Source organism: Paenibacillus radicis (ex Xue et al. 2023) (genome assembly GCF_024722015.1).
In the GTDB taxonomy this organism is placed as follows: domain Bacteria; phylum Bacillota; class Bacilli; order Paenibacillales; family NBRC-103111; genus Paenibacillus_S.
Genome location: NZ_JANQBD010000008.1, coordinates 197,749 through 215,786 on the forward strand (window position 1 = coordinate 197,749; position 18,038 = coordinate 215,786).

General features: G+C 40.4%; 17 protein-coding genes. 1 reads left to right on the forward strand and 16 read right to left on the reverse strand.

Annotated elements, in window-relative coordinates; all coding sequences use genetic code 11:
• Nucleotides 1–376: 376 nt before the first annotated feature.
• Complete coding sequence (locus NV381_RS13055) at nucleotides 377–1,117, forward strand: class I SAM-dependent methyltransferase (protein WP_258213724.1); 741 nt, start codon at nucleotides 377–379, stop codon at nucleotides 1,115–1,117.
• Between the two features lie 332 nt (nucleotides 1,118–1,449).
• Here NV381_RS13055 and NV381_RS13060 read toward each other — a convergent pair whose 3' ends face one another.
• The 16 genes from NV381_RS13060 to NV381_RS13135 form a co-directional block, all read right to left on the reverse strand.
• Complete coding sequence (locus NV381_RS13060) at nucleotides 1,450–2,169, reverse strand: metallophosphoesterase family protein (protein ID WP_258213725.1); 720 nt, start codon at nucleotides 2,167–2,169, stop codon at nucleotides 1,450–1,452.
• 16 nt (nucleotides 2,170–2,185) lie between these two features.
• A complete protein-coding gene (locus NV381_RS13065) occupies nucleotides 2,186–3,661 on the reverse strand; it encodes a DUF4340 domain-containing protein (RefSeq protein ID WP_258213726.1) in 1,476 nt (491 codons plus the stop codon).
• Nucleotides 3,662–5,101, reverse strand: a complete 1,440-nt coding sequence (locus NV381_RS13070; protein WP_258213727.1) for a GldG family protein — start codon at nucleotides 5,099–5,101, stop codon at nucleotides 3,662–3,664.
• A gap of 2 nt (nucleotides 5,102–5,103) precedes the next feature.
• On the reverse strand, nucleotides 5,104–5,967 hold the full coding sequence (locus NV381_RS13075) for an ABC transporter permease (protein WP_258213728.1): 864 nt from the start codon (nucleotides 5,965–5,967) through the stop codon (nucleotides 5,104–5,106).
• The gene (locus tag NV381_RS13080) at nucleotides 5,951–6,907 is read right to left on the reverse strand and encodes an ABC transporter ATP-binding protein (RefSeq protein ID WP_258213729.1); all 957 of its coding nucleotides are present in this window, start codon (nucleotides 6,905–6,907) and stop codon (nucleotides 5,951–5,953) included. Before NV381_RS13080 ends, NV381_RS13075 begins: the two co-directional genes overlap by 17 nt.
• A 42-nt stretch (nucleotides 6,908–6,949) precedes the next feature.
• Nucleotides 6,950–7,816: a carbohydrate ABC transporter permease gene (locus tag NV381_RS13085; protein WP_258213730.1), complete on the reverse strand. Its 867-nt coding sequence runs from the start codon at nucleotides 7,814–7,816 to the stop codon at nucleotides 6,950–6,952.
• Nucleotides 7,817–7,825: 9 nt separating this feature from the next.
• On the reverse strand, nucleotides 7,826–8,731 hold the full coding sequence (locus tag NV381_RS13090) for an ABC transporter permease (RefSeq protein WP_258213731.1): 906 nt from the start codon (nucleotides 8,729–8,731) through the stop codon (nucleotides 7,826–7,828).
• A 107-nt stretch (nucleotides 8,732–8,838) separates the two neighbouring features.
• Complete coding sequence (locus tag NV381_RS13095) at nucleotides 8,839–10,401, reverse strand: extracellular solute-binding protein (protein WP_258213732.1); 1,563 nt, start codon at nucleotides 10,399–10,401, stop codon at nucleotides 8,839–8,841.
• Between the two features lie 82 nt (nucleotides 10,402–10,483).
• Complete coding sequence (locus NV381_RS13100) at nucleotides 10,484–11,209, reverse strand: histidine phosphatase family protein (protein ID WP_258213733.1); 726 nt, start codon at nucleotides 11,207–11,209, stop codon at nucleotides 10,484–10,486.
• A gap of 64 nt (nucleotides 11,210–11,273) precedes the next feature.
• Nucleotides 11,274–12,173: a dihydrodipicolinate synthase family protein gene (locus NV381_RS13105; protein WP_258213734.1), complete on the reverse strand. Its 900-nt coding sequence runs from the start codon at nucleotides 12,171–12,173 to the stop codon at nucleotides 11,274–11,276.
• A gap of 289 nt (nucleotides 12,174–12,462) precedes the next feature.
• On the reverse strand, nucleotides 12,463–13,197 hold the full coding sequence (locus NV381_RS13110) for a PHP domain-containing protein (protein ID WP_258213822.1): 735 nt from the start codon (nucleotides 13,195–13,197) through the stop codon (nucleotides 12,463–12,465).
• A 104-nt stretch (nucleotides 13,198–13,301) separates the two neighbouring features.
• Entirely contained in the window at nucleotides 13,302–14,174 is an 873-nt protein-coding gene (locus NV381_RS13115; protein ID WP_258213735.1) for a sugar phosphate isomerase/epimerase family protein, read from the reverse strand.
• A 91-nt stretch (nucleotides 14,175–14,265) separates the two neighbouring features.
• Nucleotides 14,266–15,336, reverse strand: coding sequence for a Gfo/Idh/MocA family protein (locus tag NV381_RS13120; RefSeq protein ID WP_258213736.1), 1,071 nt, complete (start codon nucleotides 15,334–15,336; stop codon nucleotides 14,266–14,268).
• 37 nt (nucleotides 15,337–15,373) lie between these two features.
• Nucleotides 15,374–16,405 (reverse strand): zinc-dependent alcohol dehydrogenase, encoded by a 1,032-nt coding sequence (locus NV381_RS13125; protein WP_258213737.1) that lies wholly within the window; start codon nucleotides 16,403–16,405, stop codon nucleotides 15,374–15,376.
• Between the two features lie 33 nt (nucleotides 16,406–16,438).
• The gene (locus NV381_RS13130; protein ID WP_258213738.1) at nucleotides 16,439–17,341 is read right to left on the reverse strand and encodes a sugar phosphate isomerase/epimerase family protein; all 903 of its coding nucleotides are present in this window, start codon (nucleotides 17,339–17,341) and stop codon (nucleotides 16,439–16,441) included.
• 17 nt (nucleotides 17,342–17,358) lie between these two features.
• Nucleotides 17,359–18,033: an orotidine 5'-phosphate decarboxylase / HUMPS family protein gene (locus tag NV381_RS13135; RefSeq protein WP_258213739.1), complete on the reverse strand. Its 675-nt coding sequence runs from the start codon at nucleotides 18,031–18,033 to the stop codon at nucleotides 17,359–17,361.
• Nucleotides 18,034–18,038: the final 5 nt, after the last annotated feature.

Here is an 18,038-nt window from a genome sequence, read left to right on the forward strand (position 1 = left end):
GTAGCCGTAAAATAACGGGTAATGATCGTGTTATTTATGGCCGCGGGATGGCTGAAACTCCCAATCTATCACCGCTCTGCCACAAATGCTTAGCAAAGACTAATATCGGATAAAAAATACGATATGGCATATTACCAGCATGTGGCGCTGGACGCCTCGCAGGCCGGTACCATGCCACAGGCCGGGTCGGTCATGTCTACGAGATCAAATGGATGCTGGATGGAAGATTTTAGGTGGATTTGTTTATAGAAAAACGGTATATTATTTGGGGAGTAATAGCGCAGAGTGTTCGTGTTCGATATGTGTTATTGAGATAACGCGCAAGTCGGGATATACGTTTAGGCTCATATTATTTATATTTGGGGAGGGCGTCGGCATGGACAAGAATTCTGTTTATAAAACAAACAGCTTCTATTGGGATACAAAAGGAAACGACTTTTTAGGTGCAATCGTGCTTCCTTTTTATGGAGCATTTGTCTCAGAAGAAAAATGCCAGCTTTTTGGCGATGTATCAGGGAAAAAGATGCTGGAAATAGGCTGTGGAAATGGTCAATCCTTGCAATATCAGGGGGAACGCAAAGCATCTGAACTATGGGCTGTGGATATATCAGAAAAACAAATCGAAAAGGCAACGCAACATTTGAAGGCATGCGGTCTTTCAGCAAAAATAATCTGTTCTCCCATGGAAGAAGAATGTGGCATACCCGTGGATTATTTTGACTTTGTTTATTCTATTTATGCCATAGGCTGGACCACCGACCTTGAGGGTACTTTTTGCCGAATCGCTTCTTATCTTAAAAAAGACGGTGTATTTATTTTCAGTTGGTCTCATCCTATACACAAATGTGTTGTTGCAGAAAATAATATGCTTGCTTTTAAAAAATGTTATTTCGATGAATCTTGGTATTCGGTATCTCTTGATGAAGGCGCGCTAACATTGTCGGATCGTAAACTATCAACATATGTGAATGCGTTGGCAAAAGCAGGATTTGTAATTGAGCAAATGATTGAGCAATCTGATGATGAAATTATGCAATCGCGGGATGAAAACAGTGATTTTGCAAAAAAAGCAAAGATGCTTCCTGTAACTTTTGTAGTCAAAGCAAGAAAACTATAGTATCCGATAGCATAATTATGACTTGACTAGCAAATTTTTAATACATCGCCATTCAAATTCAACATTTTCACTGTTACTGACTACTGCAACTCCAATAAATATGTTAAAATATTCCAAAACTAAGGAGGCCCTATGACTAAAGGTCTCCCCGTTCCAAATTCTGTTATTTAGTTTTCTTCACATGAAGTGGATACATCTAGTGTTCACATTAAAAGTTGATCAAACGTTTGTTCGCATCTATTGAAATGCTTGAGGATCAGTAGAACAAATCGGACCAATGACGACTAACCATTTCCAAGTCACCCGATCAGATTCCAGAACCTGTCTACCCTCTAGTTTTCCCCGAAAAAGACAAGAGCTACATCTAGTTCTCCTCTTTTCTTAAGTGTTGTGGACAAGGTTGCCTGCAGCAGGGGTGCGCGATCGTACTGTAAGCTCTTCATATCGATACGTCCATCTGTAATCGTCATATAATGTGCTTCTTTACATGGATCGTCAGGTCTGCGATACGAGATACTTCCGGGATTCATCCACAGTTCATGGTTGCTGAGATAATGAATAGCTCTCCGATGTGTGTGACCAAATATCATTCGTTTATGTTTCATGCTCGTAATCGGTTCCTTGGTCTGCTGTTCCCAGAAGCTGTAATAATGATGGAGACTAGGAATGGTCTCGTAATTGTTATACATATGCTGCATGCTATAGCCAATAGAATCCATAGTGAATGCCATAGAATAAGGCAGGTTTTCCAAAAATTCAATATCCATCTCACTAAGCTTTTGAGCATTGTCATGCGCCCAAGTTCGCTCCTCAAGTGAAACATTCCACAATTGATCTTTGTTGCGATATAAGGCAGCTACACGCTCGTCATGGTTACCTTTCACGCACAAAGCCTTATGCTCCCTAATCCACTGTAGTACTTCTTTGGGAAAAGGTCCGTAATCTACCAAATCTCCAGCACAATAAATGACATCACTATCTTTTTCTTGTTTCCATATGTTTTCTAATGCATAAATATTGGCGTGGATATCAGAAATAATCAGTGCCTTCACGAGCGTCATCTCCTAATTATTTGATAAATCTATCTGACATAATATCATTGCAGGCCATTATTGCTTCATCAACTGCTTGTTCATTTATTAAATATTGAGCAGGTCCATCACCTACTTTTACTAAATAGAAGTTATCATTATATGTATAGAAAGTTACTGTCTTTTCTCCTTTTTTAGTTGTATATTTTATCGTAGTTAATGGATTTCCGGGCTTTTCTACAGGTTCTATTACCGCATCAAAACTTAGTCCTATTATCATTTCATAAAACTTTCTTAATTGATCAACCTCGACCATTTTACCGTTCAATGTTCCGCTTTGTTCTTCTCTTTGAGTTAATTGTCCACTTGCTAAGGGTAATTCTTTATGATTAATTTTTACGTTGAATTTCGAAGATGAAGCTTCTATTGAGATTTGATCACAATCAACAATATTGATTAAAGCTAAAAAGCGATCTATAAACTGAATGGGCTCAAATGTAAGTATTGAATGGATACTTTCTCTGTTTATCGAAAATATATAGTTCTTGTCAGCAAATTTAGCATAAATGATATCACCACTAGCATTACCTAACATTAGATGGTAATCTTTTTTATCATCTTGAATTTTAAGCTCTAATGCAGGCACCGAAAGTCCGTAATGTCCCATGTCTAACGGCTTCTCATCAACTATGGATAATACTTTTATCGTATTATTAGTTAAATTGAAAGTGCCCTTAGGCAATCCAAAAGTACTTTTAGCAAAATCCTCCATATAAACATCTCTGTCAGGTACAGGATACTTCATAACTAAATTGTTACTTGGCAAAAGATGTGCTCCAGGTAAAGATGCAGGTACAGACTCTTTATTTTGTTTTGCTTTAAGATCTAAAAAAAGTTTTCCTGATTTAAGGATCTCAATCGATTTTAAGTTTTTCAAATTAATTTCAGGAATTTTGTTGTCAAACAACTCGTTTGAACTTACCAATAATCTTTTTGCAATGCCGCTATTCATTAAATAAATTGCTTTTTCATTGTTAATAGCAACATAAAAATTCGCCTGATCCGGAGTTGGATTACCAATTCTTATTGTATGTTCTCTACCATTATTAAGAGTAACAATCACTTCAGCATTTGCAGGGTTTAACCCGAATTGTTCTAAATTTGTTGCATGTTCGTCAAGCAAATTGAATTTGGTTAATGTAGCACTTCCAGCAATATTGTTTAACAAATTCGGGTCAACCGGAAAGTCAGGCTTGGTTTCCAAAACCCAATCTATACTCTCGCTACCCGAAATTCCCTTAGTAGGTACCAATTCAAACCTACCAGCTGTGTTAACGATTTTGATTTTTTTTACTTCGCTTTCACTACTACTAATCGAAAATGCAGGTGTTGATACGGTTGTTTCCGCTGCGTGAGTGCCTTCGATTTTGTTATTTTGAATTGCAAATTGAATAATCAGCAGGATTATCAAAACTACTACTACCGCGTTTAAAAATATGATTTTTTTTTTCATTTAGCTATTTCTCCTTCTAGCCCAAACCACAATACCAATAACTAATATTGTCAAAGGAATTATAATTACGGTCACTAATGTTATGATAACCGCTTGTCCGCCACTTAATTGTAACTGAGTAGCAGCATTAGGAGCTTTAGGAGGGATGTAGCTTCCGCTTTCTTTGCCTTGAGTCCAGTTTATTGAATTTACTATAAAATTATAATTTGTTCCTCCGGATACCGAATTTGATTCAGGTGAAATTAACGTATCTGTACCAATAACGACTAATTTTGTTTCGAAATAAGTTTTCGTATTCGTATAATCCGTAATCATTACTGCCAAATTAAAGGGCCCAGAAATATCGCCATTCACTTTTTCAACACTTTGGGCTGAACTATTTTTAGCATATGACTTGGCTGAACTGGTTAATAACGGATTAACTCTTAATGAATTTCTTTTAATATTATTTTGTTTTATGCCAGTTGCTACCGGCAACAATACTTTGTATTGTTTGTCTGCTAAATTTTTTGTAATTTCATTTGCTTCCAGGTTAGGTAGCAATACCGTAGGTTGATTTGGTAAAGAATTATTTGTATTTGCTTCTATTATTACTTTATTATCTACAGACACTCCATAAGCACCCAACACTGACATTAAATTAGGAAAACCAGAAGTAGTAAAATTAAGTGCAAAAACCGCATGTCCGCCATTTTGCAAATAGTTTTTCACTTTATTTGCCATCTCTGGTGTCCAGTCTTTAGCAGGTGTTGTTGCAAATATTAAGTTTGTCTCTTTTGGAACCTCTTCTGTTAATACATTTATATCTTTCATCTCATAATTGGCAAGTTTAATAGCATGAATGAGTTTTTCTGGCAAAGATAGCTCTCCATTACCCGTTATACTATAAATGTTATGTGTTTTATCACCTGTAACATTTTCAATAGCATTAGTAATTTGAGGCTCAACATCGATTGACTGCACATATTCTTTATATGATTGCTGGTCAAATCCTATTGTAATCATTTGCCCGGCATCTATTAATTTGAACTTTTTTGTTTTTTCATTTTCCACCACAACACTGTTACTTGAAACCGATTGCGAAGGGTCCGATTTAAATTTGTCCACAAGCTGCGGATATAAATTGGGATCTTTTACTTCAACCTTAATATTACGGTTATATTTTGTATAATCGAGGATAATAGCTTTAAAATCAGGATTTTCACTCCCAGTCTTAGCCAAAACATAAATATTTATTGGATCTTGTACTTTTTTAATAATATCTATTGAATATTTTGATATGGAATACGATTTGTTTTTACTAACATCATAGCTTAAATTTAAACTGGAAAAAATTAAGTTTACAACGATCAACACCGCTATAACAACAATTGCTGTTAATGTTGAAAATGCTCCATATCTAAATTTTTTACTATTCAGGGCATGAATTAAATTACTCATTATTACCTCCATCTTCTCTTTTCAATTCCATTTATGGTTAGATAGGTGAACGCAATAATAAATGTAAGGTTATAAATAATGTCAGATATATTTAAAACGCCGCGTTGAAAATTTGTAAATCTGTTAAACACAGAAAACCATTGTAGAGCATAAGCAATTGTACCCTCAAAAAAGGTTGGCTTTATGAAATATAAAACCGCTTCTACTACTATGAATAAAAGGCTAATAAAAACGGCCACTGCTTTATTTTTCGTACTGTCGTACACGATGATGCCAAATAAACCTACTATTGCTGTAATAAAAAATAGGGAGCTCATTTTATCAGCTGGCAGCGCTCTTGCTAAACCGTCCATTATAAAGAACGAAAATGCCGTAGCAAAAGTTATAACTGCAGCTATGATTTGGTTTTCTGTTAAAGACGATACAAACATTCCAACACTAACTAAGCTTAAACCAAACAATATAAATCCCAAATAACTAACAACGATGAGCATCAGGTTAATATCTGAAAATAGTAATAATATTATAGGAAAGATGAATGTAAATACCGTACCTATACATAATACAATTGAAGCAGCTATAAATTTGCCTACAGTTATATCCGTTATTGAAACAGGCGATGTGTATAATAATTGGTCTGTTTTTAATTTAGCCTCTTCCGAAAATAACCTCATGGTCAATATGGGAATTAAAAACAAATAATAAACAGCAATACTTGTTAGTACTCCCGAAAAATCTGCTGATTGTGCACTTATATTTCCAATTACAAAATATACCGCTGAAAGTAATAATAAAAATGACAAGAAAATATATCCTGACATAGTAGTGAAATAGGTTCTTAATTCTTTCTTAATTATGCTTGTCATAATTGTTCCTTTCCCCTGTTGCTTCTAAGAAAATTTCTTCCAAGGAAAGATTAAGAGGTTGTTGTGTTAATATCGGTAAATTACTTTTTGACATAGCATTAAAAATAGATTCTCTTATATCCGTGTGACCGTCTCCCTCAAAAAGAACATCTATCGTATCGCATTCTTTGCTTCCCACTATTGTTACATGCTTTATTAATGGAAAACTAGTAACCGCATTTTTAATTTCTGCTTCTGTCCCTTTAATACGAGACAACAATTTAGACCCTTGTATCAAGTTGTTTGACAATTTGTCAGGAGTCTCGCTAGTAACAATTTTGCCTTTATTAATAATTATAACTCTGTCACAAACTGCACTAACTTCTGAAAGTATGTGTGAGCTTAATATGACGGTATGTTTATTACCTAATGTTTTAATAACGTCACGCATTTCAATAATTTGTTTAGGGTCTAAACCTACTGTAGGCTCATCTAAAATAATGATTTCGGGATTACCTATCATAGCTTGTGCTAAACCAACTCGTTGCTTATATCCTTTAGATAAATTTTTTATTAACCTATTAGACACATCCGTAATCCGTACCATTTCTTTTATTTCTTCGATCATTGCCTTTTTTTGACTTGACTTGACTTTTTTTATATCAGCTACAAAATTTAAATATTCATCTACTTTCATGTCAGAATAGAGCGGTGGTTGTTCAGGCAAATATCCTATTTTGGATTTTGCTTTTTCCGGCTCATCCAAAATATTATGTCCCGATATGATAACCTCTCCTTCTGTTGAAGCCATGTATCCGGTCATTATATTCATTGTAGTAGATTTGCCTGCTCCATTGGGTCCAAGAAAGCCTACAATTTCTCCATCGGCTATTGTAAAACTTACATGATCTACCGCTACATGTTTTCCGTAATGTTTCGTTAGATTTCTCACTTCTATCATAAGTACCTCCTGAATTAGACACTAAGAAATAGACTATGGAGATTAGCCTTTTATACCACCAATCATAACGCCTTTTACAAAGTATTTTTGGATAAATGGATATACAAGCAAAATAGGTAATGTTGTAATAAACACCATGGCCATTTGAATTTGATAGGCTGGAGGAATTGTACCCGTATCAACATTAGAGTCGGCGGCTATCGTAGTACTTAAAATATTTTTCAACACTAGCTGTAAAGGCCATTTGTCTTTGGTGTTTATAAAAATAGATCCATTAAACCAAGCATTCCAGTGATCTACAGCATAGAACAAGCCAATTGTGCTTATAGCTGCCATTGATAGCGGAAATATAATTCTGAAAATCATTTGTATCTCTGATAACCCATCAATTCTGGAAGCATCAATAATTTCTTGTGGAATAGTTTCGAAGAAGCTAATCATAACAATGACGTTAAATGTATTAATAAGTCCCGGTATAATTAAAACCCATATCGAATCGATTAAGTTTAAATTTATATAAAGAATATAGAGCTGCACAATACCTGGTGGAAAAAGCATAGTAAGTAATAAGAAAAATTTAACAGGTTTTCTGTAAGGTAAATCTTTTCTTGATAACGGATACGCCGTAACTACTGTAAAAATCAAATTTAAAGCTGTACCTACAACCGTCACAAACATAGTTACATTAAAACCAGTCAAAAGTTGACTGTAATTAGCCAGATATTTATATGCTGCTATATTAAAGCCTATAGGAAATATAGTTATTGATCCTGTGTTAGCAGCAGCCGTAGAACTAAAAGATATGGCAATAATATTAATAAATGGATATAAAATTGTTATACTGAAAATGATTAGTAGCAACCCATTAACGTAACCGAATATTTTCTCACCTGTTGTACGTCTTGTCATCTTATCCTCCTACCATATGCCATGATCTTTATCCACGTATTTGACTATTTTATTTACTGCAATAATCAAGAGTAAACCTACAACTGATTTAAATATGGTTATAGCGGTTGCAACTCCATAGTTAAAGTTATTTTGGATACCAATACGTAAAGCGAGTGTATCCAGAATATCCGCAACAGGATATACAGGTGGAGTATAGAACAAGTAAATTTGCTCAAACCCTGCGTTAAGAATACCTCCTAAATGCAAAATCAACAGTATAATAATCGTTGGGATCATACAAGGTAATGTTATATACAGGGCTTGTTTAAATCTGGAACACCCATCAACAATTGCCGCTTCATACATTTCTGTATCTATTCCGGATATGGCAGCCAAATAAATAATGGTACCCCAGCCCAGGTTTTTCCATACTTCAGTAATGACCATAATGCTTCTAAAATAATTGGGGTCTGCCAAAAATATAATTTTATCTTGATGAAGCATTTCAACTAAAACATAATTTATTATACCTTTAGAAGATAGGATCCCTGTCAATATACCGGCAATGATGACCCATGAAATAAAATGAGGCAAATAAGATATGGTTTGGATTACTTTTTTAAATTTAGTACTTATTACTTCATTTAATAACAATGCTAAAATAATGGGTCCGACAGTTCCGAAAATAAGTTTATATACACTAATTATGAGCGTGTTATTTAAAGCGTTTACAAAATTATTGTCTTGAAACATAAAGCGAAAGTTATCTAAGCCAATCCACGGACTCCCGAATAGACCTTTACCTATTTTGAAATCTTGGAAAGCCATCAAATAACCAACAATAGGCACGTATTTAAAAATGATATAAAATGCAAGCCCAGGCAATAAAAGCATATATAATGAAAAGTGTTTCTTGATATTTTGAACAAACATTTCGGCATCTCCTCTTTACTAAACGGAGTTTAATATCTTGTCAATAAGTGCAAGGAAAAGAAATTCCTTATCCTTGCACTTGTAATATTTAAAATAATACGCTTGCTTTATTTAGCATTTTTAGCATATCTTTCGTTTATTTCCTGAGTCATGACATCGCCTTTTAACAACTTAAATTGTTTTTCCCATTCAGCCCAACCTGCTTCTAATTCCACTTTACCTGAAATAATTTGTGTAAATAATTCAGTTGCCTTTGCTGTAATTTGTGTTAATTGTGCATCCGTTGTAGGAGTTGAGAAATAGATGACCCTTGGCTGAGTGGATAATCCTGTATTAGCCATGTTAGCAGCAGTTTCTGCTGGCCACAGGTCTTTCCAGAACTCTCTTTGCCCCTCCATATTGCCGATGGTGTATACGTCCCAAGCACCATCTTGTCTTAAACCTTTTAAGTCTTTAGATAATTTATATTCATTACCTGATTTTGTGTAATCTTTACCTTCAACACCAACTGTCATTAATTGGTCTTTAGTTGTAAAGTCAAAAATTCTTGTAATACCATCTAAAACTTCGGCATTTACTTTTGAATTCACAGCCCAGATGCTAGAGAAGCCAACAGGCAAACCATCTTTATTTTTTTTAATAATGTTTCCATAAGCTGATACACTTTTTGCAATTCCAGGCGCAGGTGGAACCTCTAAAACAACGACTTTAGCATTAGGTGCCTTTTCCTGGATAATAGCTAAGTCAGCAGCAGCACCAGAGGAAACCCCTTGATACACCCCAACTTTGCTGTTTCTTATAAGTTGAGATTTACCATTGTTGGGTTGATAGGTCACAAATTCAGGGTCAACTATTTTGGCTGTAACCAGTTCTCTTGCAAACCCGATAGCTTTCTTATATTCGGGAGTGATCTGCGACCAAACTAATTTGTTGTCAGCCGTTTTCATCCAATCTGCGGTAGGAACACCGAAAGGTGCTAATGCCGGTTCCAAACTGCCTGATTTATCAAATACAGCGCCGTAAGTATCACCGTCTTTGCCATTTTTGTCAGGATCTTTTGTTGCAAACTGTTTTAAAACTTCCTTATATTCATCAAATGTTTTTGGAGTTTTCAAACCTAAGTTATCCAACCAGTCTTGTCTAATAAATACTGCTCCATAACCAACATCTCTTGGTGTAGGTAATATATATAAACTGCCGTCAGCATTTACAAATTTGCTTTGCATCTCTTTGTCATAAAACTTTTGAACATTAGGCATTTTAGGTAATAGATCAGACATTTTCTTTAACAAACCGTTGGCACCAAAATTGTTAATCATCCCGATCGTTGTCGTATCAGTGCTGGAATGAACGACATCAGGCGCGGTTCCGCTGTTGAATTGCAAAGTGATTTTTTGAACATAACCGTCATCCGGCATCTCTTGAACTTTAATGACCGTGTTGGTTTTTTTCATCCATTCGTCTAATACCGGGTTTTTGGTTCTGTCTCCCTCTGTAAACACCCCTTTGAAACCTATATTGATTGTTGGCGCAGGCCCTGCAGGCGTTGAAGATGATCCAGAAGGTGCAGGTGAAGCTGTAGTACCTCCTGAGCTTGAACATGATGTCATCATAGCAACGGTTAATCCAACCGTAGCCACTTTACCAAATAAATTGAAATACTTACTCATTTTGATTCCTCCAGTAATATATTTGTTATAGCTTGACGATTGTTTTGACTTACTCCCAATGGCTCCTGAAACCGTCTTACATCTACAATTCCAGACCTTCAGTGACCATTTCCGGCCGAAGATGCCCAACATAATTTAACAGTCGGAGGCTTACCGTATCGTCATCCTCGATATCAACCCTGGCAATGGCTGCATGTGAGAAGCTGAACCGGTTATGGTCGCACGGATCGCATCCCAGCAGGTCGTTTAGCATAACGGAGCCAAACGCCGCATGACAGACAATAGCAATCGTGACATCTGTGCCTTCATGAATTTTCCTGATTGTCGTCATCACACGTCTCGCACGATCATAGGTTTTCTCTCTCGTTTCCGCTTCTAGCGCAGGCTGCCAAATATCCGGCCAATCGAAATCCCGTCCTGTTTGTACACCGGGGAAAAGCTCTCCTACTTTAGATAATAACGGGTAATGCTCGCTTTGGGCGGCTTTGTTGGCAGCCGCTTCTTCAGCATGGACCTGATAGCTCCCTGCACCTACCAATTCACGCATCAGTGGCCAGCCTCTGCGATCGGTTTCAGACAACGCCGGATACACATACCAAGGTACGCTCCTCCTTTTATGGATTGCTTCTGCGGTCTGAAGTGCTCTTTGTAGGGAGCTGGAATACATAACATCCAGTGGCAGCCAATTGGCGAATTGTTCTCCTACACACGCCGCCTGCTCCATTCCAAGCTTGCCCAGCGGGTAATTAGGCCCGCCTGTATAGCCCAGCTCTTGATTAGCAGGCTGTGCATGCCTGACTATATACATCCTTATGGTCATACTCCTTCACGAACCTTTCCTACTTTTCTGCGAATGACATCTTGCCATTTCTTCATAGGTTCATGGTTGAACTGTGCCATGCGCGTATCGCTGCTGCTGCTTCTTCACTCAGGCTCTTGTTTGTCCTTGTTACATTACTCATGGGTATTCCACGTAAGGCTGCAAGATATTTCGCGGTTGCTGTATAGCCCAAGCCAAGCGCGCTATCTAAAGCTACAAGCTTCTCATGTGTCTTGACAGCCTCGTCAGATTGGCATGACGCTTCGCGCCATAGCTGTATCACGACGTCAGCCGCAGCTGTTGCCGTAATGGCCATAATGCCTCCTGCACCGAGATGAATTGCATCCAACATGTGCTGCGTATTTGCTTGGTAGACGATACTATCTGGAGCACCTTTTATTTTCGCCTCTATACCTTCGATCGTACAAGTCGTGTCTTTTATCCCTACAACTCCATGATTAACAACAAGGCTGCTGTATACATGCGGATCGATAAGATGCGGCTTATTTGACGGACACTCGTATAAAACGACGGGAACCGAAGATCGGTCGGCCAGATCCGCAAAATATGCACCAAGCCGTTCCTGATTTTCACCCATTCCTTTTGGAGGAATAAAAACCACACCTGACACACCAGCATTCTCCATACGGAGCAGTTCTTCAGCGTGGCTGCCGGTGTCGGGGCTGACGTTGGCAGTAGCGACAACCGGCATCTTGCCTGCTCGCTTTACAGCAATTTCCGCAAGGGACAACCGTTCATCCAAGGTCAGCATCCCCATCTCGCTGCTGCCGCAAACGGCAAATAGGCCGTTTGGCTGCATAGAGAGCTGCCAATCAACATATTTATCGTAGCAGTTCCAATCTATACTTCCGTCTTGCAGAAAAGGGGTAAGAAGCAATGAATATACACCGGAGAATGGATGGTTATGTTTCAATTTATGAACGTTCGACATACTAACACTCCCTCAATATTCGAAATTTAACTTGCAAAGTGCATCTCCGCCCGCCCGTTAAGCTGACTGAAGTCAGATAAACATAGAAAAGATTCTCCTTTGGCGGGCTACGATCCAATTCATTTCGGGACGTATTCATTTCAAACGGTCCGATATACGCGTTACAGCCTATAGTTCTTACTCAGTCGCCACATTGTAATCTTATTCATTAAGTTAATTTATTTAGAGTAAGCCACTCAACGCAGTATGATCCACCCCTGGAGCAACGTATCTGGAGGCTTGATTCGGTCTACTCCAATAACTGTTTCAATCGCTCCAAGTGCTGGGACGTCGAGACGGCGGCCATCGAATGGGCGTCAGTACCCAAATGGAACACAACGCCAACCTCTTTGCCTATACGCCAGTACCGCTTTGAAAATTCCGGATCGGCGAACAAAGCCGGCACGTTCAATTCCCAGGCAACCTGGCTTCGTTTCCCCTTTTCCAGTATATCCCCCAGTTCGTTATCAGTGATTTCCTTCGTAACGAGTGTCTTGTCTTCGAAACAATGAATAAATCGGCCGATAAAAGGATGGGCGATGCAATCAGCCCGACTCGTAGCAAATAACGAATCCAGTACTTGTAATGCATGCTGCACATACCCTCGCGGTGACTTGTCTTCGGGGTGCTCCCAGTAATGGAGGTGATAATGATTGTAGGCATAAAGGCGGTAATCCAAAGCTTCATTAATGTCAGGCGTATCGAGAAATTTGCCGACACCGTATGCAGATAACTCGGCAGCGTACAAAACTTTTAGATCCGTACCGCATTCCTCCACTTGTTTCTTTAACTTGCGATTCGTATCCAGTATCGGAAAATCTACACTGTTATAATGGTCGGTGAACGCGATAACCCGAATGTCGTCCTTCACTGCCATGTTCACGATATCGCGAGCATGCATTTCAGGTTTGGCACAAGGCGAATACGTAGTGTGAATATGCAGGTTTTGTTGGATTAATCGTTCCAAATCGTAGGTTTGCTCCATTTTGTACACAGGCGCGCCTCGTTTCACTCTTTCTACTTAATCAATAAGATAATTTCATGTGAAAACACTCACCATGTCAAAACCTAGGAGTCTTTTTATAAAAATCACTTAAAGTATTTCGTCAAATGTTCGTAGGCCTTCACAATGCCTTGCTGTTCGTTCTCGATGGTACCATGAAACCGATGATCCTCAAGTTCGATGCAAATCGCTCCTTTGTAGCCGAGACGATCGAGTCGAACCGCTACTTTATCCCACTCCACCGTTCCGTGGCCCGGAATGGTATACCTCCAGGAGCCGCCGCTATAGTGATATTTAGAGCCTAAGGTTGGCGATATAACACCGGAATTGTATAACTCCTCGTACAAAATTTCCGTATCCTTGCCATGGCAGTGATTTACCCGCTCCCCGAATTCCGACAAAGCCCGCAAATAGTCGATGCGAAGCCAAACGAGATGAGAAGGGTCGTAGTTCAGTCCGAAATGCTTGGAAGGGATCGCTTCGAACATGGCGCGCCACATCTCCGGAGTACAACCAATCGTAGGAAGTTCCGGACTCGGGCCCGGCCATCCTTCGATGGCAATGTACACACCCTTCTGTTCTGCATACCGGATGACCTCAGGAAAGGTTTCCTTCCAAATGGCAAATGTTTCGTGACGCGGCATTTTACGGTCTTCTGGAACGAGGCACATAAACATGACGCTTGCCCCGATAGATGCCATGTCATCCATTTGTCTCTTGATGGACTCGAGAGCGTTTTCTCGCTTACTCTCGTCCGCGCTCAGCAAATGGCCGACAAGGCTCGCGTCTACGGAACCGATCTCCAGACCGTATCGATCGCATATTTCCTTCTTTGCAGCCAATTCGGTCCCCCCGATATCCAGTACATCGAGCCCTACACCTGCAGCCCATTTCGCGGTATTATCAAAACCTTGCTCCCCAATCATCCTAGGAATACGCATACCGATTTTCCATTTCATATGGTCACCCATTCCTATCTGTCATATTTGAATAGCGGTTTCAGCCCGTGGCGATCCCGTCTTGATGTGAAATACTCGAATCGAATAGCCATTAAAAATTGGGGATATGAACTTCAACTTCCCGGCCCTGTTTAGAAGAACGGAGAATACCGTCAAGAATCGCTTGGTTGATCATAATTTGTTCACCCGGGATCGGAGCAGAACGGTTTTCACGAATTGCCTCTACAAAATCGCGAATTTTTTCATGGAATACATCAATTTTATGCTGTTTAACCGGAATCGAAGTGTCTGTTTGGTGTCCTAGCAGGTCGTGGAACAAAGTCATGCTTGCAACCGGACTATCCCATGTCTGCCCCGATGGATTCGCTTTCAAACCGCCTTCCGTACCAAGGAACAAAGTCGGCCCAAAGGAATCGGCATGCATCGCCCAAGATATTTTGAAGTTGAGAAGGATGTCTCCTTCAAGACGGATCATTGCAACGCCGAAATCATCGACTTCGAATTTTTCCGATTGATTGTGATATTTCGGATTAGTTCCGAAGTAATTAGACGTATAGGCCGAAACAGTGATCGGTTTCGGATAACCAATCGTGTTCAGTGCCATATCAAGGGAATAACAGCCAATGTCGAATATTGCTCCAGCACCCGATATTTCTTTGCTTATAAACGTTCCGCCAGGCAAACCGCGTCTGCGACCGGCACCAGTCTGAACATAATACACTTTACCGAGCTGCCCCGATTCTACGATCTCTTTCATTGCCTTATGGTTAGGGTCATAACGTGGTTGGAAGCCAACCGTTAATATTTTCCCGGACTTTTTGCCGGCCTCAACCATTTCCACCGCTTGCTCCAAAGATGAGCACATCGGTTTTTCAACAAGCACGTGTTTACCTGCGAGAAGTGCATCGACTGTTGTACGATGATGCGCGACATGCGGCGTACATACGCTGACAGCATCAATATCTTCGTTCAGTAGATCGAGATGATTTTCGAACGCTGAAGCACCGTTCAACTGTCTAACCTCGATAAATTCCTTCGCTTTGCCGGGAACAATATCCGCCACCCCGACTATCTCTACTCCTGGAAGTGCTTTGTAATTGGCCGCATGCGCTCTAGCGACGCTTCCGCTGCCTATAATTCCAACACGAATTGTTTTTGTCACGGTTCTGTCTCCTCGATTCAAATTTATCATTCAATTATTAGGTAAGCTCGATCAGCGTTTTCCCGATGCCTTTCCCGGAATCCAAAACATCAAGTGCTTTGTCAACCTCTCCAAGCGAAAATCGATGCTGAATCAATTTATCTACGGGGATCAGGCGATTGCTAACGAGATTAACAGCATCCTGCCAGGTCTCTTTGGTGTAAGATAGAATCCCGTGGATTTCGAGATCCTTTACATGAAATAAGTCACTGAAAAGCTCCATTTTCGCATCCTTGCCGGCTGCACCAAGTAGAACGACTTTCCCGCCCCTGCGAACAATGGAGAAGGCCATACCCACAGCACTACTTTTTCCCGCACATTCATACACGATATCGGCTCCCAATCCATCTTCCAACTGGGACACCCTGTCTGCTGCTTCCTCATGTGTTAAATTTACGATATCTGTAGCACCCAGACTTTGGCCAAGCTTTAAGGTTTCGTCGGTAACCCCGATCAGAATTATTTTACGCGGTGAAAACAACTTAGAAATCATAACTGCCAAGAGACCGACGGTACCGGGACCGATCACCGCAATCGTCTCACCCGGTTTTGGTTTTGCGCGCCACACCCCTCGGGTGACTACTGCTGTCGGCTCAATTAAAGCGGCCATATCCAAAGGAAAATCATCCGGCAGACAATGAACCATCCTGGAATTTGCAACCACAAACTCCGATAACCCGCCCGGAATGGTGAAGCCCAATTCCTTCATATTCTCGCAAAGGTTGCTTTGCCCCTGCCTGCAATACCTGCAATATCCACAATGCTGCACGCCTTCAGAAACGACTCTGTCCCCGCGCTTGAGGCCGGTGATACCAGATCCGACTTTCTCAATGATTCCACTCCATTCATGTCCAGGTATGCACGGGTAGTTAACTGCATCAGCGCGAACCATCCCTTTAGCCAACTCCACATCCGTCCCGCATATGCCGGCATACATGGAACGAACAAGCACCTCTCCATCCCCCGGTTCGGGGACAGGTGTTTCCACAATGGAATATTTATGGGGCTCATGTATCATAAATGCCTTCATGGTTGCTCTCCTTTTCAATCTCGATTACTGTTATTACATCAAATATTCGGCAACTTTTTCCCTCAAGAAAATAACAGATTTGCGCAAATCCTCTAGACCGTTTACTCCGTCTTCAATCGAAATCCAGCCTCGAAAACGAACGCTTTGCAACTCTGTGAATATGGCATCGTAATCGTTCATGCCCTTCCCGATCACCCCATGAGCCAATGCTTCGGAATAGCCCTGCAAGGAATACTCCTTCAAATCTTCCAGGGTATACCCTGCCTTCAGGTAGCGATCGCTCGCATGCATCGTAATCATCCTGTGTTTAACTTCATTCAATAGCTTTAATGGATCTTCTCCGGCGAAAATCGCGTTGGAAGGGTCATAGTTGACGCCGAACCATGGAGAAGATATTTGCCGTATGATCGCCAAATATATATCGGATTGTTGGGCAAACTCGGGATAAATCCAAAATCCGTCCTTGTAATGGTTCTCCATCACCAAGAAAACCTGTTTCTCTTCAGCATATGGAATCAGTTGTTCGATGCACCCAACTGTCCAACGAATCCCATCTTCTCTAGACACTTCAGGCCGTTTTTGCCCTGACAGTACCCGGCAGCTTCGGAATTGCTTCGGACCGAGAATAGCTATTACATCGATCATTTGCTTCATTTTGACGATTTCTTGCGTCCGAAATGAGGCATCGTGATGGGTAAAATCTGGTGAGGCACACATCATCGGAATGTCCAAACCTTGTTTTGCCGCCGCTTCCTTTACGGATTGCAAATAGTCCTCATCTTGTCGCTTCAGAAATAGCGGATATAATTCCAAGCCGTCTGCACCGAGTGTGCCGGCCATTTCAATCCACTCTTCCAATGACATGGATCCGTTGGATAATTCTTCGATATATCCTTTTGGAAATACAGCTATTTTCGCTCGATCTCCCGCGTTCATTTCCAACCCCTCTTTTCTTAGGCGGTCTTCACTTTGGCTACAAGGTCCTGTAATATGGCTTTTAATTCGGATTTGTCTGTACTTGGGCGGAACTCTTTCTTATCGATGACAAGAGGAGCACCGACAACTACCAATGGGGCACCGTGTTTAGGCATTTCAGCCGCTTGTGCAACGGAAAGACCGCCTACAGCCTGAACAGGAATGGAGACGGCATTTACCACCTCATGAAGATGATCAAACGGATTTCGTTCTGGGTCTTCTCCTCTTTCGTCGAAGCCGGTATGAACGATGATATAATCAACACCGTTCGCTTCAAGCATTTTGGCACAAGCCACTTTATCCGGGCTAGCCATGATGTCCCCCATTACTTGGATGTTATAATCTCTGGCTGCTTTCACCACCGCTCGGATTGTAGCTGGATGGGCAACTCCCATTACCACGACGTGGGTTGCACCTGCTTTTGCCATCATCTCCGCTTCCAAATAGCCTCCGTCCATCGTTTTTAAGTCTGCAACGATTGGGTGATTTGGGAACGCTTTCCTCAGTGCCTCTACGGCGTGAAGTCCTTCGCCAAGGAGCAGCGGGGTGCCGGCTTCAATCCAATCGATACCGGCTTCCACGGCGATTTTGGCCATTTCAAGTGCATCCTTAATGTTGGTTAGATCCAGTGAAATTTGTACAATAGGCTCCATTTGCT

Coding starts and splice junctions, on each gene's coding strand:
- NV381_RS13095 (WP_258213732.1), bottom strand. CDS start 10,401: ATGAGTAAGTATTTCAATTTATTTGGTAAAGTGGCTACGGTTGGATTA.
- NV381_RS13130 (WP_258213738.1), bottom strand. CDS start 17,341: ATGAACGCGGGAGATCGAGCGAAAATAGCTGTATTTCCAAAAGGATAT.
- NV381_RS13090 (WP_258213731.1), bottom strand. CDS start 8,731: ATGTTTGTTCAAAATATCAAGAAACACTTTTCATTATATATGCTTTTA.
- NV381_RS13070 (WP_258213727.1), bottom strand. CDS start 5,101: ATGAGTAATTTAATTCATGCCCTGAATAGTAAAAAATTTAGATATGGA.
- NV381_RS13125 (WP_258213737.1), bottom strand. CDS start 16,405: ATGAAGGCATTTATGATACATGAGCCCCATAAATATTCCATTGTGGAA.
- NV381_RS13105 (WP_258213734.1), bottom strand. CDS start 12,173: ATGTCGAACGTTCATAAATTGAAACATAACCATCCATTCTCCGGTGTA.
- NV381_RS13115 (WP_258213735.1), bottom strand. CDS start 14,174: ATGAAATGGAAAATCGGTATGCGTATTCCTAGGATGATTGGGGAGCAA.
- NV381_RS13085 (WP_258213730.1), bottom strand. CDS start 7,816: ATGACAAGACGTACAACAGGTGAGAAAATATTCGGTTACGTTAATGGG.
- NV381_RS13065 (WP_258213726.1), bottom strand. CDS start 3,661: ATGAAAAAAAAAATCATATTTTTAAACGCGGTAGTAGTAGTTTTGATA.
- NV381_RS13055 (WP_258213724.1), top strand. CDS start 377: ATGGACAAGAATTCTGTTTATAAAACAAACAGCTTCTATTGGGATACA.
- NV381_RS13075 (WP_258213728.1), bottom strand. CDS start 5,967: ATGACAAGCATAATTAAGAAAGAATTAAGAACCTATTTCACTACTATG.
- NV381_RS13080 (WP_258213729.1), bottom strand. CDS start 6,907: ATGATAGAAGTGAGAAATCTAACGAAACATTACGGAAAACATGTAGCG.
- NV381_RS13110 (WP_258213822.1), bottom strand. CDS start 13,197: ATGGAGCAAACCTACGATTTGGAACGATTAATCCAACAAAACCTGCAT.
- NV381_RS13135 (WP_258213739.1), bottom strand. CDS start 18,033: ATGGAGCCTATTGTACAAATTTCACTGGATCTAACCAACATTAAGGAT.
- NV381_RS13100 (WP_258213733.1), bottom strand. CDS start 11,209: ATGTATATAGTCAGGCATGCACAGCCTGCTAATCAAGAGCTGGGCTAT.